This window comes from Parasphingomonas caseinilytica, assembly GCF_036663755.1.
Lineage (GTDB): Bacteria > Pseudomonadota > Alphaproteobacteria > Sphingomonadales > Sphingomonadaceae > Sphingomonas.
Genome location: NZ_JAXOJL010000012.1, coordinates 19,584 through 39,460 on the forward strand (window position 1 = coordinate 19,584; position 19,877 = coordinate 39,460).

At 60.2% G+C, this 19,877-nt stretch carries 21 protein-coding genes; 3 read left to right on the forward strand and 18 right to left on the reverse strand.

Features of this window, described 5'->3' with window-relative positions; translation table 11 throughout:
* Nucleotides 1-53: 53 nt before the first annotated feature.
* The 11 genes from U1738_RS19005 to U1738_RS19055 form a co-directional block, all read right to left on the reverse strand.
* On the reverse strand, nucleotides 54-713 hold the full coding sequence (locus U1738_RS19005) for an RraA family protein (protein WP_332790604.1): 660 nt from the start codon (nucleotides 711-713) through the stop codon (nucleotides 54-56).
* Nucleotides 706-1,383: an RraA family protein gene (locus U1738_RS19010; protein ID WP_332790605.1), complete on the reverse strand. Its 678-nt coding sequence runs from the start codon at nucleotides 1,381-1,383 to the stop codon at nucleotides 706-708. Before U1738_RS19010 ends, U1738_RS19005 begins: the two co-directional genes overlap by 8 nt.
* Nucleotides 1,376-1,789 (reverse strand): RidA family protein, encoded by a 414-nt coding sequence (locus U1738_RS19015; RefSeq protein ID WP_332790606.1) that lies wholly within the window; start codon nucleotides 1,787-1,789, stop codon nucleotides 1,376-1,378. The genes U1738_RS19010 and U1738_RS19015 overlap by 8 nt, the downstream gene beginning before the upstream one ends.
* Nucleotides 1,789-2,784 carry a DODA-type extradiol aromatic ring-opening family dioxygenase gene (locus U1738_RS19020; protein WP_332790607.1) on the reverse strand — a complete coding sequence of 332 codons (996 nt, stop codon included), beginning with the start codon at nucleotides 2,782-2,784 and terminating at the stop codon, nucleotides 1,789-1,791. The genes U1738_RS19015 and U1738_RS19020 overlap by 1 nt, the downstream gene beginning before the upstream one ends.
* Nucleotides 2,785-2,786: 2 nt before the next feature.
* On the reverse strand, nucleotides 2,787-3,809 hold the full coding sequence (locus U1738_RS19025) for an amidohydrolase family protein (RefSeq protein WP_332790608.1): 1,023 nt from the start codon (nucleotides 3,807-3,809) through the stop codon (nucleotides 2,787-2,789).
* A 15-nt stretch (nucleotides 3,810-3,824) separates the two neighbouring features.
* Entirely contained in the window at nucleotides 3,825-4,433 is a 609-nt protein-coding gene (locus U1738_RS19030) for an RraA family protein (RefSeq protein WP_332790609.1), read from the reverse strand.
* 171 nt (nucleotides 4,434-4,604) lie between these two features.
* Nucleotides 4,605-5,369 (reverse strand): TetR/AcrR family transcriptional regulator, encoded by a 765-nt coding sequence (locus U1738_RS19035; RefSeq protein WP_332790610.1) that lies wholly within the window; start codon nucleotides 5,367-5,369, stop codon nucleotides 4,605-4,607.
* Nucleotides 5,370-5,467: 98 nt separating this feature from the next.
* The gene (locus tag U1738_RS19040; RefSeq protein ID WP_332790611.1) at nucleotides 5,468-6,457 is read right to left on the reverse strand and encodes an NAD-dependent epimerase/dehydratase family protein; all 990 of its coding nucleotides are present in this window, start codon (nucleotides 6,455-6,457) and stop codon (nucleotides 5,468-5,470) included.
* Complete coding sequence (locus U1738_RS19045; RefSeq protein ID WP_332790637.1) at nucleotides 6,454-7,200, reverse strand: alpha/beta fold hydrolase; 747 nt, start codon at nucleotides 7,198-7,200, stop codon at nucleotides 6,454-6,456. Before U1738_RS19045 ends, U1738_RS19040 begins: the two co-directional genes overlap by 4 nt.
* An 8-nt stretch (nucleotides 7,201-7,208) precedes the next feature.
* A complete protein-coding gene (locus tag U1738_RS19050; protein ID WP_332790612.1) occupies nucleotides 7,209-9,539 on the reverse strand; it encodes a TonB-dependent receptor in 2,331 nt (776 codons plus the stop codon).
* A 233-nt stretch (nucleotides 9,540-9,772) separates the two neighbouring features.
* Nucleotides 9,773-10,321 (reverse strand): MarR family winged helix-turn-helix transcriptional regulator, encoded by a 549-nt coding sequence (locus U1738_RS19055; RefSeq protein WP_332790613.1) that lies wholly within the window; start codon nucleotides 10,319-10,321, stop codon nucleotides 9,773-9,775.
* On the opposite strand from U1738_RS19055, the gene U1738_RS19060 reads away from it, so the two are divergent.
* On the forward strand, nucleotides 10,311-11,627 hold the full coding sequence (locus U1738_RS19060) for a Rieske 2Fe-2S domain-containing protein (RefSeq protein WP_332790614.1): 1,317 nt from the start codon (nucleotides 10,311-10,313) through the stop codon (nucleotides 11,625-11,627). The two genes, U1738_RS19055 and U1738_RS19060, sit on opposite strands and share 11 nt — an antisense overlap.
* 933 nt (nucleotides 11,628-12,560) lie before the next feature.
* Here U1738_RS19060 and U1738_RS19065 read toward each other — a convergent pair.
* Complete coding sequence (locus U1738_RS19065; RefSeq protein ID WP_332790615.1) at nucleotides 12,561-13,892, reverse strand: alpha/beta hydrolase family protein; 1,332 nt, start codon at nucleotides 13,890-13,892, stop codon at nucleotides 12,561-12,563.
* 275 nt (nucleotides 13,893-14,167) lie between these two features.
* Here U1738_RS19065 and U1738_RS20345 point away from each other — a divergent pair, with 275 nt between their 5' ends.
* Nucleotides 14,168-14,569 carry a GFA family protein gene (locus U1738_RS20345; RefSeq protein ID WP_443027053.1) on the forward strand — a complete coding sequence of 134 codons (402 nt, stop codon included), beginning with the start codon at nucleotides 14,168-14,170 and terminating at the stop codon, nucleotides 14,567-14,569.
* A 249-nt stretch (nucleotides 14,570-14,818) separates the two neighbouring features.
* On the opposite strand, the gene U1738_RS19070 is transcribed toward U1738_RS20345, so the two are convergent.
* The 5 genes from U1738_RS19070 to U1738_RS19090 form a co-directional block, all read right to left on the reverse strand.
* Nucleotides 14,819-15,406: a hypothetical protein gene (locus U1738_RS19070; RefSeq protein WP_332790616.1), complete on the reverse strand. Its 588-nt coding sequence runs from the start codon at nucleotides 15,404-15,406 to the stop codon at nucleotides 14,819-14,821.
* Complete coding sequence (locus tag U1738_RS19075) at nucleotides 15,403-16,020, reverse strand: hypothetical protein (protein ID WP_332790617.1); 618 nt, start codon at nucleotides 16,018-16,020, stop codon at nucleotides 15,403-15,405. Before U1738_RS19075 ends, U1738_RS19070 begins: the two co-directional genes overlap by 4 nt.
* A 452-nt stretch (nucleotides 16,021-16,472) precedes the next feature.
* Complete coding sequence (locus U1738_RS19080; protein ID WP_332790618.1) at nucleotides 16,473-17,099, reverse strand: hypothetical protein; 627 nt, start codon at nucleotides 17,097-17,099, stop codon at nucleotides 16,473-16,475.
* 23 nt (nucleotides 17,100-17,122) lie between these two features.
* Nucleotides 17,123-17,431, reverse strand: coding sequence for a hypothetical protein (locus U1738_RS19085; RefSeq protein ID WP_332790619.1), 309 nt, complete (start codon nucleotides 17,429-17,431; stop codon nucleotides 17,123-17,125).
* 79 nt (nucleotides 17,432-17,510) lie between these two features.
* Nucleotides 17,511-17,780: a GlsB/YeaQ/YmgE family stress response membrane protein gene (locus U1738_RS19090; RefSeq protein WP_332790620.1), complete on the reverse strand. Its 270-nt coding sequence runs from the start codon at nucleotides 17,778-17,780 to the stop codon at nucleotides 17,511-17,513.
* A 223-nt stretch (nucleotides 17,781-18,003) separates the two neighbouring features.
* Between U1738_RS19090 and U1738_RS19095 the strand changes: the two genes are divergently transcribed.
* A complete protein-coding gene (locus U1738_RS19095; protein ID WP_443027051.1) occupies nucleotides 18,004-19,431 on the forward strand; it encodes a PAS domain S-box protein in 1,428 nt (475 codons plus the stop codon).
* Nucleotides 19,432-19,486: 55 nt separating this feature from the next.
* Here the strand turns inward: U1738_RS19095 and U1738_RS19100 are convergent, their stop codons facing one another.
* Nucleotides 19,487-19,873 (reverse strand): response regulator, encoded by a 387-nt coding sequence (locus U1738_RS19100; protein ID WP_332790622.1) that lies wholly within the window; start codon nucleotides 19,871-19,873, stop codon nucleotides 19,487-19,489.
* Nucleotides 19,874-19,877 lie beyond the last annotated feature (4 nt).

The following is a 19,877-nucleotide window of genomic DNA, read 5'->3' on the forward strand; positions in this document are numbered from 1 at the left end:
GAGTCCGACAGCATGTCGGTTCGGACCTAGGCTTTTTGCGAAGCGGGACCGCGTCAGGCGGTTTCGCGCGTCTGCAAGGCGTGGTAATTGGTCATGCGGCGCGCCTCATCGAGCCTCATGCCCCCTGAAACGGCCGACCTGATGCGATCCTCGGCGGCCTCGATCGTTTGTGCGATCTCAAGCACTTCGGACAGGCGGCCGGCCGGGATGGCCACCACACCGTCGGCATCCCCGACCAGCCAGTCGCCCGACTCCACGCGGATCCCCGAAATCTGTACCGGGACGTTATAGGCATCGGCCGTGGCCCGGTCCTTGCCGGTACGCATCGTCGTTGAACGCGAAAAGACTGGATAGCCAAGCTCCACGCAACGATCGCTATCGCGACACACGCCGTCGATCACCGTGCCGCCCAAGGATTTCGTATGGGCTACGAATGTCAGGATGTCGCCCCATACCGTCTGGTCGAGGATACCTTGGTTGTCGATCGCGACGACGGCGCCTTCGGGGACGTCGTCGATATAATCGCCGACAACGCCGCCGCTTAAGCCGACCGGCAGCATACGGATGGTGAAGGCAGGGCCGGCGAAGCGCATCGTACGGACGACGGGCAGAATGCCTACCGCCTGTCCTTCGATCCCCAGACGATCAAGCGCGTCGGAGAGTGCCGTGACACCGAGCGTCTTGAGCTGTTCTACGAAGTCACGATCAGGCATTTCCGGTCTCCGGCTTTTTTAACATGTCTTCATAGCTGGCGCCCATCACATCGCCGATCGGCACGCCGGCATCGATATCGCGCGCCATCAGCGTTTCGCGGGCCAGAATATCCTCTGCGACGGCGATCACTTCGTCGAGGCGATCCGCACGGACGAATACGACCCCGCTACCATCTGCGACAAGCCAGTCCCCGGGCGATACAGCGACGCCGGCAACGGTGATCGGGCAGTTGAAATCATGCTCCGCGATCCGTCCCCGGGCCGTAACCGGCACGGCGGCGCGTGCGAACACCGGCAGGCCCAGATCACGACTTTCATCGATGTCGCGGCAGGCACCATCGACGATCACCGCGGCGACGCCTTTTCGGATCGCACCGCGGCTGAGCAGCCCGCCCCAGCCCGATACGTCGGTCCGACCGCGGTGTTCCACGACGATCACGTCACCGGCCTCGGCGCGCATGACCGCACCTGCACCGAGGTGGCGCTTCGGAAGACCATCGATCGGCGCTCCCAGCTTCACCGTTACCGCACGGCCCGCCAGCCGCCGGCCGGGGATCGTCAGCGGTGCCAGTCCAAATACGGCCCCGGGAAGCCCAAGCTTGTCGAGCGCGTCGGAGACAGTGCAGCTGTCGAAGCGGAGGAGGAGATCCCTGGTTACGGCGTCAGTCATTTTCAAATACCCACGCAAGCGCATCGCACTGGACCAGCATGTTGGCCGGCAGATGATCGTTCTGCAGCGTATGCCGTGCCGGCCGAGATGCAGGATCGGGAAACAAGGCGAGCCATTGTGTGTTTACCGCCGCGCGCGCTTCCGGCACCTTCACGTACACCGTAACGCGAGCGACGCTGTCCATGCCGGCGCCGGCCGCCCTCATGATCCGTTCGAGGTTCCAGAACATTAAGCGGGCCTGCTCGGCGACGTCGTCGGGAAGCGTTCCGGTCGCCGGGTCCATGCCATGTACACCTCCGGTGGCGACCAGATTGCCCACACGGCTGGCAGCGGGGATTGGTTGTACGCCGTGGTTGAAGCCCTCGACGTCAATGCTGCGCCGGATACGTTTCTCAGCTTTAGTCATTACGCCGTCCAGCATGCGAAGCCGACGCCGACGCCGGTGCCCGCCGGGGTCCGTACGATTGGCTCATAGTCGGTCCACGCGAGCGGCAGATGATCCGCTGCACCTGCGGTCATGATCCAGTTCAGGATTTCGGACGATCCCGAGTTGAGCGCTTCCGGCGGGATGCTGGTTAACTGATCGGCATTTCCAGGCGCCAGGCCTGCGAGCACCCGGCGATCGAGCGGTTCGTCGACCACGAAATGGCTCAACCCGCCGGATGCGATTACCGCGACCCTGGCGTTCGATGGACTATCCTGCACGGCGGCCCGAAGCGCCGCCCCTACGTCGAACGCCCTGGCCGAGGTCATGACGTTTGGGGGGAAATAGGTGTTCAACAGGACCGGCAGCATCGGAATGCTGTGTCCGCGAAACAGTCGCTCGGCGATGAATCCAAAGGCATGGCCAAAGCCGGCCTTTTGGGGGTCGTCGATATGCGAAGATGATCCGATATCCACATTGCGACGAACCAGCCCGCGGATCACATCCAAGGCCAGTTCTTTTGCACCGGGAAAGCGATGGACCTCGTCCATCATATAGCCCTTGCCCATCTCGTTCATCCAGGCGGGCTTGTCGTCCCGTCCCCAGACGTCGTTGGTGGCGATTTCGTCGCCATGATAGATCGAGATCATCGGCGTGTTGGACAGGGGAAACAGTTCCCCCTGATCGTCACCGATGACCATCACGACATCGATCGCCGCCGCATGCAGGGCATCTGCAAGCCGGTCCAGGCCGGCCTGGCAGCGAACGGACGCATCCTGAAACTGTTCCGGCGTCGCGATCGCCGCATAGGGTTCGCCACGTTCGGCCGCCAGTTCGGCATAGGTGACGAGCCGTCCATCCGAAAGGTTCAGCTGCGTATTGGAATAATCCGCATCCGCCCGATGGCGCCATTCCGTCCAGTCGAGGGTCAGGAGCGGGCTATGGGAGGCCGCAAGGCCAAGGACGATTTCCGCCATGGTCAGCGCTCCAGGTTATTGAAGAGGCGGCGGGCATTGCCCTCGAAGATCTTGAAACGATCATCATCGGTCATGAAGGACATAGCCTCGATTTCCGGCTTCATGTCGTCGTAGGAGCGGCCGGTCGCAGGGTTGATCTGCGAGCCGCTGCCGATCCTCTCTGTGCCGAAACACACGCAATCCACGCCGACGGTCTTGATGAGAAACTCGACCGATGCCGGCGCATGGAGGCATGTGTCGAAATGGAAGGCACGAAGCGCATCGTCGAACGTCCCGGCGCTTTCATTCATCTTGCCGGTGATGCTGCCCTTGCCGAGATCGGGGAACGCGCCGCGCTCCGCACGCCAACGGCCGATCTGGTATGGAACTGAGCCGCCGCCATGCGCGACGATGATCTTGAGACTGGGATAGCGCTGCATGACGCCAGCCTTGATCATCGAAAGCAGAGCGATCGAATGTTCGGTGATGAAGTGGTTCGCGTAGGTCTCGCGCCCGTTGCAGCAAGAAGCGGCGTGAATTAGCGCCGGAACATCGTGCTCGCACATTTTCTCGTAGAGCGGATACCAATAGGGATCGCCCATCGTCGGCATGTTTCCGGTTCCCTCGGTCGGATCCGGATTGATGAGGATGGAGTTGAAGCCAAGCTCGTTCAGGCAGCGCTCCATTTCCGGGAATACGCGCGAGATCGGTTCGTCCGGCACTTGCGGCAATCCCGCCATGCCCCTGAAGCGATCCGACGCAAGCCGCACTTGCTGAGCGATCGCGTTGTTCGTCCACCGCGTCCATACGTCGACAAGCCGCGTGCCACGCGAATGCAGCATCGTGAATGGCCGAGGGGAAACCATCTGCAGGTCGGTGCCGACGAGATCCAGCGCCTTGAACAGGACCTGGAGATGATCGAGAAACTGGCCGTCGTCGATCTTTGGTTCCATGCCACTGTAGTGACCGTCACTGCCGACGAGATTCATTCCCATGGAATTGAGTTCGGGAGGTGCCCAGAGATGAGAGTGTACGTCGATAATCATGGAGGTTTCCGCCTGCTAGAGATTGTAGACTTCGAGCGTCGAGGCCCCGGCCTTGATCTGCGCGATTATGGTTTTTTCCTTGGTGTCCCGATCGTGCGCTGCGGGCACCGCCCAGGCGGCGACAGCCGGCGAGAGTGCCATTACCCCGTCAGCGTCACCCACGATCAGGTCGCCCTTGCGGATCGTTATCGCGCCGATCCGGACAGGCTCGCCGACGGAACCGTCACCCTGCGGATTCTTGCCGGTGCCCATGACGCAGACGCGTCCGGCGAATGTCGGCAGGCCGAGAGAGATCAGTTCGAGTGAATCGCGAACCCCTCCGGTTATTATAAGGCCGGCGATCCCGCGCGTGATCGCCGCGGTCGCCATGATTTCGCCCCAGTACCCGAATTCGTCGCCTGGTCCGCAATCGACGACGAGAACGTCGCCCGGATGCGCCTTATCAAGCGCCTTGTGAATCCAGAGATTGTCTCCGGGCGGACAGCGAACCGGCAATGCCCGGCCATGAACGCGCATGAGGGGAGAGACCGGCTTGATGTGCGAGGGGAGAGCCCCGATCCTTCCAGCCGCCTCGTGCAGGCTGGCACTTGACAGGGATCCACCGGGGGTCATTGCCGGGTCCATACATCCTCCCTTACCCGCCTTTCATACGCGGTTCGAGTGGACTACAACAGATGCAATAACATTCCAAGTGTATTATTTAGCTGTGGCTTCCATTCAGCCGTAGGCGGATATTTGGGCGGGGAGGGTCAGAATGGCCGGTTAGACTGGGCGGAACGCGTCGCGAGAAAGCGATCAGGAAAGAATTGTTTCATCGCTGGCGGTGGTATCACGACGGTGCGGCGCTCGTTTCGTCGGCTTTCCGACAAAAAACAGGCGCAGACAAGTTTCGATATGTTGGTCGATAAAATCGGGATCTAGCGGAGAACGTCCCATGACCCTTGTCACTTCGGGAGATTGCATAAATATCCGGGTAGCAGCGCCGATAAAAATATAGTGAAGGTGATGCGGTTCACCTTCTACGAAGGCTCCCTTTTTCTGTACGCGTCCGATAAGCCCAGCAATGACATTGAAATAGTCCTGCAAGTAGTCTGAAACCATCGTTTCGATCTCAGGCGACGCGCGACTGGCAGCGTGGCCCATGAGCCTGTGCAAATTCAGGTCCGAGGCGCTGTAACGAATGAACTCTTCCAGAAGCAATCGAAGCTGAATAACTTCGCTAACGCCGCGCAGCCCGTCTAGCCGATCCATTTGCTGACTTGTGAAGGTCCGTACCAACCGGTCCATCACTGCCTGCCAAAGACCTTCCTTGCCGGTAAAATGATAAGTGACCATCGTGTGACGGGCGCCGGCGCGATCTGCGACGGTTCGGACTGATGCGCCATCATAGCCTTGAGCGGCAAACTCCTCGGTGGCAGCCGCAATGATCCGTTCGCGTGTGTCGATCGCGCGCTGCTGTTCGCCCCGCTGACGAGGCGCCCGTGTCGGCCTGATGCCATGATCCGTCCCCTCCTTGACATCGGAAGTGTAACTGATTGCGGAGGGCGATTTATCTGACATAAGCAAGGAAGCTTGGGCGGATTTTATGACGGTAGCAAGCGTGTGCGTGTCGACGGATTTCGCAAACGCCTCTTATGCTGTTCGAGGCCAGCTCATATTCATGCCGAATGCATGTTTGTGTTCGACAAAAGCCACGTGGCATAGTCGGCCATCGCTTCGCGGACGTTATACTTAGGCTCGAAGCCCAGCTCGTCCCTTATCCGATCAATGCGCATCCATCGACCGTCCATCGCGCCGCGTGGCTGGCTTGCGGGACGAACAGCAAGTCTAATGTCGCAACCGGGAACGACGTCGCGGACAGCGGTCGCAAACTCATCGTAAAGCGGCAACCGCCCGCTGCCGACATTATACGCGGGGTGCGACAGCGCAGGTGCTAGCGCGACTTTCGTGATCGCGCGAGCCGCGTCCTTCACGTAAATCTGGTCGTAGCCGCCATCGGCGAACGCAGTCTCGCCGCCATCGGCAAGCTCCTGCCCGGAGTTCGCCGAGATCGCGGCACGCAACAACCGGCTCGGCAGGTTCAGCCACGTTCGGTAGCCGGGGCCGTAAATTCCGCTCGCACGCACGAAAACGACATCCATGCCATGCTGCCGCCGATACAGATTGCCGATAACTTCCAGGGTTTTTTTCGCCCACGATTGGACGATAAAATGATCGTCTAATTCGAGCAGCGGTACGGGATCGGTTTCCTGAAAGGGCGCTTCCCCTGTCGGCAGGCCCCAATAGACGTCCATCGAACTCATCAGCACTACGCGACCGACGCTATTCAGCCGAGCCGACTCAAGAATATTTACAAGAGCGGATGTCCGGAATGCGACATCCCGGGCCGGGGTCAACGCCTTGGGATGGTGACCGCTCAAATCGATAACCACAGCTGGCCGGTGCCGCGCCACCACAGCCATGACATCGAACGGATCCGTGATATCGACCGACGCGATCGATACGCGTCCTTCGGCGATGGCTTGCGCGAGCAGGAGCGGAATAGCGGATCGGCTATGCGTCGTGACGACGACATCCTCGCCCTCGTCTACCAACCGGCGCGCGACATGTTGACCCACGAATCCGTTGCCGCCGAAGACGAGAATCATCTCGGCACCCAGTGCGGGCGTGCCCCGTCCGCACCGATACCGTCTATGATCTCTTCCAGGATCGCAGCAAGTCGTTGTGGATCGGATAGAAAGGGCGAATGCCCACTCTCCATCCGAAAAACCCGGCGCATCGGTGTCCTGTCGATCATCCTTTGCTGAAAGGCTGGGGATAGGGCGCGATCGCTGTTGCAGGCTACATAGTAACGGGGCACGCTTCCGTAGCGCCCCGACGTCAGCCGGATCGGTGTTCGGACGGGACGGATGGGTTGTGGCTGGACCATCGCTCCCCACGACCCGGCGTCGGGAACGTCATGAAAGAACAGCGACGATGCGTCGTCGGGCTCGTAATACACTTCCCCGCGGCTCAATCTCGGCTTGAGGCCAGGTGCTGGCGGCTCTGTCTTCGCCAGGTCCGAAATGCTTTCACCATCGAGCGGGACGAATGCGGCAATGTACACCAGCGCGCCAAAAAGCTCCGGCGCCAACTCTGCTGCGCCGCTAATGACGCCTCCACCCATCGAGTGGCCGACCACGATTGGTGGGACGTCATATTGAGCAACTGCATCATGCACGGCATCGATATACGCCCGCCATCGAACCATCCACGACAGTCGCCGCCGATATCCATGCCCCGGAAGGTCGAGGGCGACGGAATCGACCCCCAGCGCCGAGAGGCTGGTTTGCAGCGGGCCCCAGCACCACGCGCCATGCCACGCCCCATGCACAAGCAGCACCGACGGCACGGACAAGGTCAGAACCGCGACCTGAGCGTGATGCCGTACGTTCCCGGCATCCCTGGTGCCCGCGACAGCGAGTCGATCGCATAATTGACGTTGGTCCAATAGAATGTGTTTAACACGTTCCGGCCCCATAGCTCCACCGTAACCGCATCGTCCTGCGATCCTAGCCCTACACGCAGATCGACCAGCGTGTAGGGTTTGAGGCGGAATGTCGGGTTCTCGCCGAACGCCGCGTTGCTGACCGAGCGGTAGCTAACATTGCCCCCAAGATAGGCTTTCAGCCCTGTACCGACCGGCATGCCATACTCCCCATCGCCTACGATCTGCCAGCGCGGGGCATTTGGAAACGCCTCGCCCTTGATATCCACGACCCTGCCAACCGGATCGGGCGTCAGATAGGTCTCGCTCACCCGCGACTTGATGTAAGTCCCGCCGACACGTAGCCGCAGGCCATCGATCGGGCGAATGGTCGTATCGAGTTCGACACCCCAAACGTTTGATTTCGGGACATTCTGCAGCTGCGGCAGCGCGCCGAACGGGGGGTAGACGCCGGTCCCGAGGATCTGCTTGTTCGCATAGTCATAATAGAAGGCAGAAAGGCTGGTATCGATCCGGCGATTGAGGAGGCTCAGCTTTGTCCCTACCTCGTATGCGGTCACGCGTTCCTGACGCACGGGGGTCAGCTGGCTCGCGAAAACGGCAGGCAAAGGGGTGAATGCACCTGCTTTGTAACCACGGGTGACGTTGCCATACACCATGGTGTCGCGGTTAGGCTTCCAGGTAAGGCCACCGCGCCAGGAAACATTGCCCTCGTCCAGTGTGTCGATGACCAGACCAATGCGATTGAAATCGGCGCCCAGAGTTACGCATTCACCGGGCGGCGCAGGACTATAAGGTTTGCCGGCGGCCAGCACCGGGACTAGAGCGATAGCGGCAGCGAGCGCGCCGTCTCCTGCATCCCTCAAACAACCCTGATAATCCCTGTTCTGTTTGGTGTAGCGACCGCCTAATTGTGCCGTCAGCGTTTCCGTCAGCGGGATTTCGGTATTGCCGAACACGGCATATGTCTTGGCGCGCTGATCGGTTATGTTGTCGAAATTGGAATAGCGCAGTGGCCCAACGCCGCTGTTCGACCCGACATAGGTGGTTGGATCGCGCTCCTTCGCATTATCGTCCTGATAATTTAGGCCGATCGTGATCCTTGCGGCTTTCAGGTCGGCTGACGCCCGCAATTCCTGCGATATACTCTTGATCGTTGCGTTCAGCGTGCGGCGGAAGTTGTTGAAATCGGTGCCATCGCTGTCAGTAGGAGACGAGGTCTTGAAACTGGTATACGCCGTGATCGAGGTAATATCGATGTGGTCCGCGACTTCCCAATCGGCTCGCGCGGACAGCTGATAGAGCCAGTCGTCACGTCGGAAGGAAACGTTGGGATCCCAATCCGCGGCGCGTGAATTGTCGGGTGCGGGGCGACGACCGGCGAGCGCGAGTGTACTTTCGGGATACCCGCGTGGCGGCGGCGTCGTCGGCCGAAAGCCGATGAACTGCGATGCCAAGGTGTCGGACTTGTCCTGCCACCCGTTGGCATTGATCTCGAGCTTGAAACGGCTGGTCGGCTTCCAATCGACGATGATACGTCCTGCAGAAAAATCGCGCTTACCTAGCCTGTCATCCGGACGGGTTTCGCTTTTCTGCCAGCCATCGCGATACTCATGCTTGGCCGATACGCGCACCGCCAGCGTGTCCGTGATCGGGCCAGAGACATACCCTTGGGCGGACACGGCGTTAAAGCGACCATAGCTCAGATCGAAGCCGCCCTCGGGCGTGCTCGTGGGCTTGGCCGCAATATAATTGATCGCACCGCCGGTGGCATTCTGTCCGAACAACGTGCCCTGCGGACCCTTCAGCACCTCCACGCGCTCCACGTCGAGCGCGGCACCGGGGGTCATGACGAGATAGGGTAGAGGAACCTGATCGACGTAGACCGATACCGTAGGAGAGATTGCGGTGGAATTGTCGTACAGACCAATCCCGCGAATGGTGAAAATCGGAACGCCGTATGCGCTGTTCTGGAACGTGAACCCCGGAACTACCTTTGCGAGGTCGGCGGTGTTGACGATTCCCTGCTTCGCCATCTGATCTCCGGACACAGCCGTGATCGAAATCGGAACATCCTGAAGACGCTCCGTGCGTTTCTGCGCGGTGACGATGATGTCGCCCTCGTCGGCTGCCTGTTGTGGCTGTTCCGGTCGAGTGGCCGGCGGAACCGTCGTCTGTGCGAATGCCGGCATGGCCACCGATGCCACCATGATTGCCGCCAATTTCGTGTTGGTGTGTTTCATCATCATCCCTCCCTGCCATCATCTCCGTGATTGGCGTGAAGGACAAAATGATACATCTGGACGTAATACGCAATCTAAATGTTTTTCTTGGACGTGATACTGCGTGCGGGCCAGGAGGTGTCTGGTGCTGCGACGCTACCCTCACTCATCGCGTCTGCATATTTGCCCCAATCGATCTTAACCCCTTTCAAAGTTGCAGACCCCGCTGCCGCCTTGCCCTTCCAGGCAGAGCTTCATTCTCCGCGAGTCTCTTGAGCCTCCAGCGCAGCCAGCAGTTTGGCCAGACCGCCGATCAACGCTGTTCCTTCGGAAGCTCCCAGGCTCTTCAGCGCGTCGTGCACCGCGCCATTGTTTATCTGGCTTTCGATCGCATCGTGGGCAATATTCCGACCCGAATGCGTCAGCCGGATAATGACTTCGCGCTTGTCGGTGACATTTGGAAGCCGTTCCACAAGATGATGTTCGACTAGGCGATCAACCTGTTTTGTGATCGTACCGGGCGCGACAAGCAAGCTGCGATGCAGTTCTCCAGCCGATACCGCCTCCAACCCGTCGAGTCGCAGAAGCGCCACCAACAGGGTGATATGAGACGCGTTGAGGCCATAATTTTCACGGCAAATCTTTTCCTGCCGACGCACGAGCAGACTGCCGAGACGGATCGCGAATATCTGAAATGCTAAGAGATCCAGATCTTTGTCCGGAAATATTCCCGCCCAGCGGGATACGATTTCGGCGCTGGCACCCTCCGAATTCGTAACCGACCGATTAATTTTGTTTTCCAAGGAAAATATCTGCCCTATGTTGGTGTTGCGCGAACTGCAGATTCGCAGGGCGGAGGAGAGGCTTATGAAGGTACGAAATCAACCCACGCGACTGGATTTCCGCGTCGGACCGGAAACGCCGTTGGGCACTGCGCTCCGCCGCTTCTGGGTTCCGGCCTGCCTGTCGAGCGAAGTCGCCGAACCCGACTGCGACCCTTACCGCGTTCGCCTGCTCGGTCAGTCTTTCGTTGCCTTTCGTGACACCCAGGGCCGCGTCGGACTGTTGGACGAAGCCTGCCCCCACCGGCGTGCGTCGCTCGTGTTCGGACGCAACGAGAATGGCGGGTTGCGGTGCCTGTGGCACCAGTGGAAGATCGATGTGGATGGTAATCTTCTCGAAACGCCCAATCATGACAACTGCACGTTTCGCCAACATGTCAAAGCACGCGCCTATCCCGTTCGCGAATCCGGGGGGCTGGTCTGGACGTATATCGGCCCAGCGGAGCATGAGCCGCCGTTTCCGGAATTCAGCTGGGCTTCTGAGGCTGCGGAAAACCAGATCGTCGTTCCCGTGGACCTTGATTGCAGCTTCATCCATCCCCTAGAGGGACTGGTCGATTCCGCGCACGTGTCGCTGTTACATGTCGATGCCATCAATGCGTTGCGCGAGACCGCCGGCGCCGACAAGGCTGCTCTGACGGCGAGCACCATGCCTAAACTGGATGTGCGGGCGACCGACTTCGGCTTTCACTACGGCGCGCTGCGTGCCGTGGAGCACGAGGGTCAGTCAATGACTCAAGTTCGCGTTACGGCGTTTGCCGCACCCTATGTAGTTTTCATCGCCAACGGCAATATTCATTTGAGCGTGCCGCAGGACGACACGCATACCCGTTTCTACAATGTCGTTTCGCAGCGCGAGCTCCGCAGCGATCGACCGCTTGCTGAAATGCTGGTCACCCTCGGCGTCGATCCTCAGCAGCTGGAAGACGGCGGCATTGCCAGTACCATGCCGGGGCTGGGACCGCTCGGTCAGCGCAACCGCTTCAGTCAAGATCGCGTGGCTATGCGCGCCAATACGACCTTTACTGGGGTGCAGGGACTGACGGTGGAAGACGCGGTCATGACGGTCAGTGCAGGGTATCTCGCGGAGGAAAACAGTCCCGAGAATCTCGTACCCGCCGATCTGGCCATTTCCAGATTGCACCGTTGGATGAAGGAAATCAGCACGAGAGTCGCAAATGGGGACGTGATATCAGAGGTCGCGCCTGAAACCGAGACGCGCAGGATATCGGCCATTTCCGCCTTGCTCGTCGATGGTCAGGATTGAGCATCCGTCGTCCCAGATCATCGTTCGGCGAGGGCATCTTCGCCTTGAAGTAGCGTTTCCACAAAAGGCTGGTTTTAGCGCCGGCCAGGCCGATGTCCGTTTTACAACTTCAACCGCCCCGTGATCTTCCCTGGTTCGGCAGACACTCAGGGTTAGCCGATAATGCCCTGTTCGGCGTGTTCGGGGGTAAGATAGGCGACTGGCACGCCCACCTCATGTCGCAACTCGTACCGGTTCCCGGACGACGATGAGCGCCCTCCATGTTTTCAACAACAAAAATCGCGGCGCTCAAACAGGTCAATATCCTTGCAATTGAAGCGGCGGTCAGCGAGCACTGACCGATGGTCAAACGTCGGACCTGTACGATCTGCGGCTCGGCAGCTGAGGGTGCATGGACGTTTGTGACAATCACCTTCATCCATGACGTCGGCACGCGTCCGGATTATTCGTTGCCGCGACCGCCCCGCAAGCCGAGCGCCACCAAGCTGGCGGAACAGTGCCATGAGACGCTTTGCCGGTACTGGACCGTTTTTGATGTCGATTGGAGATGGTGATCGCGCCATCCGCCGACGACGCCAGCGTGAAAACGCCAAACAGGGAGGCTCGCAAAGTTGGATCAGGCTCTGTCGGAACTATTCCCGCACTGGGTTTCGCCCTGGTCCCCCTACGACTACTAGTTTTAGGCGGGCCACTTGGGAAGAATCAGGACGGCGCGAGGGGATGACGTTGGCGTTTTCACTTATCTCCCCAAGCGGTGAGCAGGACGTCGCGCACGGAGACTGCGTCACATTGCTCTGAGAACGGCGGCTCTTAGATTTTGTTAGCGATAAACAGACAGTCGATAGCCGGTCCGATCTCGGCCAAAATGGGATTATGAATAACCGGCCAATTTTGGGGGCTGGAAGAACGCATCGGATGGCGACTTACGGGTCATCACTTCACGATTGAACGAATCCAGTCGGTCATGAGATTTAGTGCTTCCGGGGCGACGCTCGTCGTGATCTTCCCATACTCACTAGGCGATCCGGTCGTGGCCGGCTGAAGGAGATGGTTCAATCCCGGCAGCTCAACGATCTTAGCGTTCTTGTTGCCCGCCAAAGCCCGACGGATCAGTGGTAGATTGCGATCGGGCAGAACCTGGAGGTCCTTGGATCCCGCAATCACCAGCGTCGGCACAGTGAGTTTTTGCAGGGCGGGCAAGGGATCGTCGTTGAGAAACGCTCGATACCAAGGAGAGGCGAGACCCTTGGCCTGAGCGGCAGCGCGGTCGGTCGGCATGCCCGCCTTGGTGAGGATGTCCGTCGCCGCCTGCTCGGCGGCGATACTGTCTGGTGCGGCGGCAACCGCTGCCAGCAGGCGGCGTTCCAGCGCGTCGTTGACGGTCGCGGTTGCCGCTGGCACTCCGTTTGCCAGCGCGATGGCCTTAGCCTGCGATGCTATGGTTTCGATGCCCGTTTCCGCTGGAGCTGACAGTAAAACGGTGAAGGCAACATGCCGATCAGCGCCGGCGACGGTAGGCGCGATCTCGGCTCCCTCGCTGTGTCCCAACAGACCGACACTGGCGGCATCAATAGAAGGCTGTTGACGTAGCCACTGAAGCGCCGCGGTCGCATCGGTTGCAAAGTCGCGCTGCGTGGCATTTGCATAGCTGCCGCTGGATTTGCCGACCCCGCGCTTGTCGTAGCGAAGGACAGCAACCCCCTGCCGCGTCAGCCGATCGGCGATCACGAGAAAGATGCGGTGGCCGTCGACGGTCTCGTCGCGGTTCTGAGGGCCCGACCCTGCGATCATGACGACGGCTGGAAAGGGGCCCTTGCCTTTCGGCATCGTCAGCGTTCCAGCAAGCGTCACAGCACCATCGATTATGCTCACATCAGAAGTGTCATAAGGGAATGGCGGTTGCGGGGTCTGGGGCCGAGAAATCGCAGGTGCGGCCGCCCCGGCCGGACGGCGTTTGAAGCTGGCTTTCATCTCCATGCCGCTCTGGCGGAAGGGACCGGTGAGCGTGCTGCAGTCGGTCGAAACGGTTCCGGCGAACTGGGCTTTGGTCGACGGTATGACGACCAATAGGCTGTTGCGGTTCGCGGTAACGTCGATGGATATACCGCGCGCATTTTGGTCTGGGCTGTCGATCGTGCTGCCCATGTCTTTTAGGTGCAGCACCAGTGGAAGCTGGATCCCTGCGGGAACGGTCAGCGAACCATCCCAGTCGCCAGCCGGCGAACAGGAGGTGGCGGCGGCAGCAAGTAGGGCGATCGCGATCATCTTCAGATGATACTCTCAATGATGCGGTCGACAACTGACGCTCGTCGATAAAATTCGGAATTCGAAAGCCATAAGGGTCGGCGCTCGATGGCTTTGGTCTACCGTCGGTGATGAAGTCGATCACTCGACGGCTAGCGTGGCGGACCTGAACGAGCGACCGGTTTTGGGTCGACCAATTTCGGTCGCAGGTGGCCGGTTATAAGTACTTCCTGCCGAGTTTTGCTTGCCAGCAACCGCCCATTTTCCGTCGCTTCGCGGTGTGGTATGGTCGACTGATGAGAGCATCATGTCAGTGCGGGCAGTTACAAGTTAAAGTGCCGGGCCCGACGATCGCCGTTGTGGCCTGCCACTGCGTCGCCTGTCAGAAGCGGTCGGGCTCGCCATTTGGTGAGGCCGCCTACTGGCCACATGACGACGTTTTGATTGAGGGTGAGGCAAGGCAGTTTGATCGGCCCACGGATCTGGGCGGCGTGTTCAGCCAGTTCTTCTGCCCCCACTGCGGCACGACGGTATACATGCGGGGTTCGAAAAACCCGACCATGACCGGAGTGCCGATCGGTTTGTTCGATGATCCCCACTCGATGCAGCCAATCCGGTCCGTATGGGAAGACCGCCGTCATGCCTGGGTAGAAATACCGACGGCTATCCAACATTTCGCACGTGCGCGAGTCGACTAGCGATGCGAGTGCCGTATCCGCATAACGATATCCCATTGTCGCTTACATGCCTGGCTTCGGCTCGCGCGCAATTCGACATAAGCAATGGACCGACCATCGTCCGAGCCGTTGACCGTTATGTTCGAAGGCCCGCTTCTATGTAAAATAACGGCGCTGCTGGATGACCGAAACTAGGTCGTCTCTCCGCAAGGTTGGTTCGGAAGACTGCGACCGGTGTCATCAGTGTTAGCCGGACTTGATCTTCACCCATCAAATCTTCTTCGCGGCCTCTTCAAAAAATGCCGCGGTCGCCGAACGGCCGACTAGGCCGATGCCGCGGGTCAACCCTGCACAGATGCCAACGCCCTTCGCGACAGCTTCACGTTCGATCCGGAGCGGCCGCTCGACCCCGGTTTGGCCTTTCACGCTTCCCACGATCGTCACGCGGTATATGCAGGCGCTCTTCATCTCGCCAGTGCTGACGCACCGACTCAGCGTGGCGGCGCGATCGACCTTGACCAGCAGGTCGAAGGAGACCGCCGATCCTTCTGCGGCGGCTCCGTCGCGGTCCAGTGCGGATGCGAAGCGTCGAACCTCGACCGACAAAGGATTCCGGATCTTCCATGCGCCGCATGCGATGCCGGCACGGATCACTTCGTGATCTACCTCCGGCGCAACCACCACGGCGACATGGGCAAGACCTCGACGCGGCACCGGGGTGAGCGGCACGCCTTGCTCCAAGGCATGAGCCGCGGCCGTGGCCTCATCGATCGAGTAGTCGACGATGCGTTCGGCGGCAGTTGCGGCCGTCGGCGCCACTAAGGCGGCCGCAATGAGCAGGTAATGTCTGGTTCTCATTTCGCAGCGACCTTCGGTTTGTGCTTGCTGCCGCTCAGTTGCATGGCGATCTGCCCGGCGAATGCCGTCGTCAGCTTCTCGCGAACGCCCGCTCCTCGAATCGCGAGGCCAAGGAGGCCTGCGCTGCTGTTGAGCACGTCCACATAGATCTCGCCGAGCTTGTCGCCGGATACCGCGTCCGCCACCACCACCGTCCCGGCGAGCTCGTCGTTGCTTCCCAGAAGCATCGCCATGCCGGCGTTCGCGGTCTTGATCGAGTCGATAGTGACGACGAGCTTGATAGGCCGCCCGCTCGTCAGACCCCATTCTCGGGTTACGTCCTCTATGACCAAGGGAAGCATTTTGGCGAAGGGCAGGGTCGAGTAGCGGTCGGTCGTAGCGCGCGCATCGGGCGAGCCGGATTCTGCTGGCGTTCCAGTGTTCTTGTTTGCCGCCTTGGCCTCCAGCTTCTCGAAGTTCTGCTGCGCGGTCTCGCCGATTATCACGGTTGTAGCGGCGACCGTCGCGTGCCCGATCAGCTCCGTCGGCAGAGGCTCAACTATCTTCGTCTTCTTGGCGGCGTCTGCTGGCGCGGCGAGCAGGACGAGCGACAGCAATGCAGCGGCGTATTTCACGATGATCCCCCGGTTCCATGGCCTATCGTCCGCGATCACCGGATGATGCGCATCCTACGCGCCGCTGTCCATCCTCACCTGCCTTCAGGCTTCACTCTAAAAGCGGGATTTAACGCAATATCAAGTCGGTGACCGTCCTCAGTGGCCGGCGCTGATGCTCTTTCTCACAGCCGTCTTCGAAGGTTTCGCTTTCGGCTCCAAAAGAAAGCTGCTCTGAATGCGGGGAACAAGAGGGCGTCGGTCTGCCCTCTTGTCTTCGAGTGAGCGGCATGTCCGCTTTTGACAACGGGAAGATCGTCACTGAAACTCCGCTTATGGGTCGTGCCGGAGGTGACTGGCGGCTCATGTTGCGCAAAGTGTAACAGCCGACATGCCCAGTCCCCAGGATCAATTAACCTTCGTCTTATGTCTGTCGTCTGCAGCCCAGCCGCAAAGCTGGGCTGCAGTCTTATTCAAACGACGGGGGTCGAACCGTAGCGATTGCGCTCGATCGCGACTTCGTCGTCCGTATAGGCTGGCGCCCGATCGTCGAACGTGCTCCAGCCGGACTCACGATACGCGGCCCCGCGGGTCGTGGCGTCGACCGACCTGTGTCGGTCGAGAATGGCTTCGACCTCCGGTGCAAGCGCATCATCGACGCGAGCACTGACCAGCGTTCCGCCGCGACGTACACCCTCGGAGTAAACGTTGGCCTCCTCTTCGGTGTGGCCCGACTCCTTCAGTGCACCGACGATGCCGCCGGTCGCCGCACCACCGGCGGCACCGATACCGGCACCGACCGCGGTCGATGCGAGCCAGCCGGCCGCTACGATCGGACCAAGGCCAGGAATGGCAAGCAGGCCTAGACCGGCCAGGAGCCCGCCGACCCCGCCAAGCACGGCCCCGGTTGAAGCGCCGCGGGTAACATCCCCATCATCGTTGACATCGCCGATACCGTCAGTGCCTTCACGATCACCGTGATCACGCTTGTTCGCGACGATGCTCAGATCGTCATGCGAAACGCCAAGCCGTTCCAGTTCAGCCACGGCGGCGGAGGCGTCGGAATAGCTGTCGAACAGCCGTGTGATTGTCTTCTTCATCGTTTCTCTCCTGAATGATCGGATTAGCGCGTCGTTACGTTGCCCTTGTAATCCAGGCCGACGGGCACCTTCTTGCCCTGGCGCATCGCCGTCCCGCGCCAGACGCCATTGTCGTCCTTCGCGAGCTTCGAGATGCCCGAGTATCCGGCCTTGGCGATGCGTCCGCGCGCTTGGCTCTCGGTGAACGAGTTGCGGCCAGCGGCGGGTGCGACGACGTTGCCGACGGAGCTGTCCTTCACGGCGGGGTTGTGAGAGCCGGAATGGGCTGTCTGCGCCGTTGCACCGGTCGCCATAAGCGCAGCGACGGTTGCGCTGATGATGAGGTTCTTCATGTTCTCTCCTGTGTGATAACGCCCTGCGGCGGTTCATCGTGATGCATGGCGAGCCGTTGCCACCGCGCCGCGATGCTAGTCAGCGGACCGAGCCGCGACGGACGAGGTTGACGATTGCGAGCAGGACCACCGCGCCGAGAAGCGACACCAGGATCGACTGGATGTTGATCGCGCCGTCCATGATCGAGGCACCGCCGATGAGCGGAGTGATGATGAAGCCAGCGAGAAGAGCGCCGACGATGCCGACGACCACGTTGAGCACGATGCCCTGCTGGCCGTCGGTTCGCATGATCATGCTGGCGACCCAGCCGATGATCCCGCCGACGACGAGGAGTATGATGAGGTTCATGTTATTGCCCTTTGTTGTGCGGGCATTTCAACATGGTCGGGTCCGCGATGTTCCATTTCGGGTTCCGGGAAGAGTGCTCCGCTGTAGTGCTTCAGCACTATCAGTGTTGGTGCTTTTGTTGCGGCAACTCGGAACCTGCTGTGTGGTTCTGCGCTTGAGAATTATGAGATCGAAAGCCAACCGTGCCATTCCGGGTCCAACCCTTCATCACCTCGAGCAGTTGATGGAGAGTCTGCTGGAGGGCGTCATCCTGATGGATCCCACCGGTATGATCCTCGGAGCCAACGCAGCGGCTTTGACCATGCACGGTATCGACCGGGTCGAGGACCTCGGCGCGACGGCGGACGAATACGCGCAGCGTTTCTGCTTGCGCTACCGCGACCACCGGCGGCTCAAGAGCCGGGAATATCCGCTGGTGCGGCTGCTCGCGGGCGAGAGCTTCCCGGACCTGATCGTGGAGGTCGCGCCCCTCGGCAGCAATACGCCGCGATGGGTGCATCAGGTCCGCGACGTCTCGATGGACGACGATGGCGGCGAGCCCGACTGCCTGGCGCTCGTCATCCATGACGTGTCCGAGCGCTTCGACGCCGAGGACCGGTTCGAGGCCATGTTCCAGGCCAATCCGGCGCCCGCGCTGATCGTCCGGGTTTCCGACCAGCGCTACGTTCGCGTCAATCAGGGTTTTCTGGATCTCAGTGGCTATCTCAGAAGCAATCTGGTCGGACGCACCATGTTCGAGGTCGACCTTCTGGCGAACGTCGAGCGTGACGCACACGTTAGGGAGCGTGTGGCGGCTGGGGACGTAGTCCCGCAGGTAGAGGCGGAATTGCCGTTGGCGGCCGGCGACACCAAGCTCGTCATTCTGGCGGGCCAGCCGATTGAGGTGCAGAACGATCCCTGCCTTCTATTTACCTTCGCCGATCTCGAGCCGAGGAGAAAGGCGGAGCGCGCACTTGAGACGAGCGAGCGCCATTTCGCGACCGTATTCGACATGGCTCCGGTAGCCATGGTGGTGACGCGCGGCGACGATCACCGAATTATCAATTTGAACGACGCCTTCAGGCGGCTGACCGGCTATTCCGGTCACGACGCTATCGGGCGGGTCGCGGAAGACCTTCAGTTAAGGAACGACGCTCAGCAGCGCTTAGGGCTGGAGGAAGAGGTCCATCGACGAGGGGGGTTCCGGGGGCATGACGTACGGGTGCTCGGAAAAGATGGCGTCGCGATCGACTGCATCGCGTCGGCGGAGCGGATCAGCGTGCACGGCGACGAATGCGTCCTTTGGCTCTATCAGGATATCACCGATCGCAGACGCAGCGAGCTGGAACTTGTGGAAGCGATCGAGGCGGTCATGAAGGACGCGAACTGGCTCAGTCGGTCGATCATGGACAAGCTGGCCACGCTTCGGAACCCACGCGCCGGCGAGCGGAATGCCCCGCCGGCGGCAGATATTAGCCCGAGGGAGCGTGAAGTGCTCGATCTCATCTGTCAGGATCTTGACGACGCCGGGATAGCCGAGCGGCTGGGACTTTCACGCAACACCGTCCGAAACCACGTTGCTCGCCTTTACGCGAAGATCGGTGTCAACCGGCGTAGCGCCGCAGTCGTTTGGGCGCGCGAGCGTGGCGTTGGATCCACGCCGCGGGAATAATCGACGTCTGAATAAGCCTGGTGAGCGGTCTTAAATGGGTAACCACCACGGTGTGTCACGAAAGTGCTTCACGAAGTTTGAGAAGAGCGGCAGCGAGTGTGTCTCTACTGATTGGCTTGCCGACCGTCCCAACGGATATGTCCGCAAAGTCAGCAGCAATTTCTGCCTGTCCGGTGACGAATACGGCCGGGATGGCTCGATCTAGAAGCCAGGCCATAGCCGAGGGACCGGTTGGTCCATCAGCCAAGTCGATATCGACCAACGCGCAATCCATGTCATACGATGATGCCTGTCGTTGCAACTCTATGAAGCTGTCGAGTGACCCCGCAAAAATGTGTCCGAGGTCTTCGATCATCTGTTCAAGATGAAAGACGATTAACGGATTGTCTTCGAGGCAGAAAACGCGAAGTGGGCGTACTGCGGAGGACTTTTTCTGAGCCATTTGC

Bases quoted from the DNA above. Each gene is read 5' to 3' on its own strand.
- U1738_RS19005 (WP_332790604.1), bottom strand. From the start codon at position 713: ATGCCTGATCGTGACTTCGTAGAACAGCTCAAGACGCTCGGTGTCACG.
- U1738_RS19010 (WP_332790605.1), bottom strand. From the start codon at position 1,383: ATGACTGACGCCGTAACCAGGGATCTCCTCCTCCGCTTCGACAGCTGC.
- U1738_RS19015 (WP_332790606.1), bottom strand. From the start codon at position 1,789: ATGACTAAAGCTGAGAAACGTATCCGGCGCAGCATTGACGTCGAGGGC.
- U1738_RS19020 (WP_332790607.1), bottom strand. From the start codon at position 2,784: ATGGCGGAAATCGTCCTTGGCCTTGCGGCCTCCCATAGCCCGCTCCTG.
- U1738_RS19025 (WP_332790608.1), bottom strand. From the start codon at position 3,809: ATGATTATCGACGTACACTCTCATCTCTGGGCACCTCCCGAACTCAAT.
- U1738_RS19030 (WP_332790609.1), bottom strand. From the start codon at position 4,433: ATGGACCCGGCAATGACCCCCGGTGGATCCCTGTCAAGTGCCAGCCTG.
- U1738_RS19035 (WP_332790610.1), bottom strand. From the start codon at position 5,369: ATGTCAGATAAATCGCCCTCCGCAATCAGTTACACTTCCGATGTCAAG.
- U1738_RS19040 (WP_332790611.1), bottom strand. From the start codon at position 6,457: ATGATTCTCGTCTTCGGCGGCAACGGATTCGTGGGTCAACATGTCGCG.
- U1738_RS19050 (WP_332790612.1), bottom strand. From the start codon at position 9,539: ATGAAACACACCAACACGAAATTGGCGGCAATCATGGTGGCATCGGTG.
- U1738_RS19065 (WP_332790615.1), bottom strand. From the start codon at position 13,892: ATGATCGCGATCGCCCTACTTGCTGCCGCCGCCACCTCCTGTTCGCCG.
- U1738_RS20345 (WP_443027053.1), top strand. From the start codon at position 14,168: ATGAGAGCATCATGTCAGTGCGGGCAGTTACAAGTTAAAGTGCCGGGC.
- U1738_RS19070 (WP_332790616.1), bottom strand. From the start codon at position 15,406: ATGAGAACCAGACATTACCTGCTCATTGCGGCCGCCTTAGTGGCGCCG.
- U1738_RS19080 (WP_332790618.1), bottom strand. From the start codon at position 17,099: ATGAAGAAGACAATCACACGGCTGTTCGACAGCTATTCCGACGCCTCC.
- U1738_RS19085 (WP_332790619.1), bottom strand. From the start codon at position 17,431: ATGAAGAACCTCATCATCAGCGCAACCGTCGCTGCGCTTATGGCGACC.
- U1738_RS19090 (WP_332790620.1), bottom strand. From the start codon at position 17,780: ATGAACCTCATCATACTCCTCGTCGTCGGCGGGATCATCGGCTGGGTC.
- U1738_RS19095 (WP_443027051.1), top strand. From the start codon at position 18,004: ATGGAGAGTCTGCTGGAGGGCGTCATCCTGATGGATCCCACCGGTATG.
- U1738_RS19100 (WP_332790622.1), bottom strand. From the start codon at position 19,873: ATGGCTCAGAAAAAGTCCTCCGCAGTACGCCCACTTCGCGTTTTCTGC.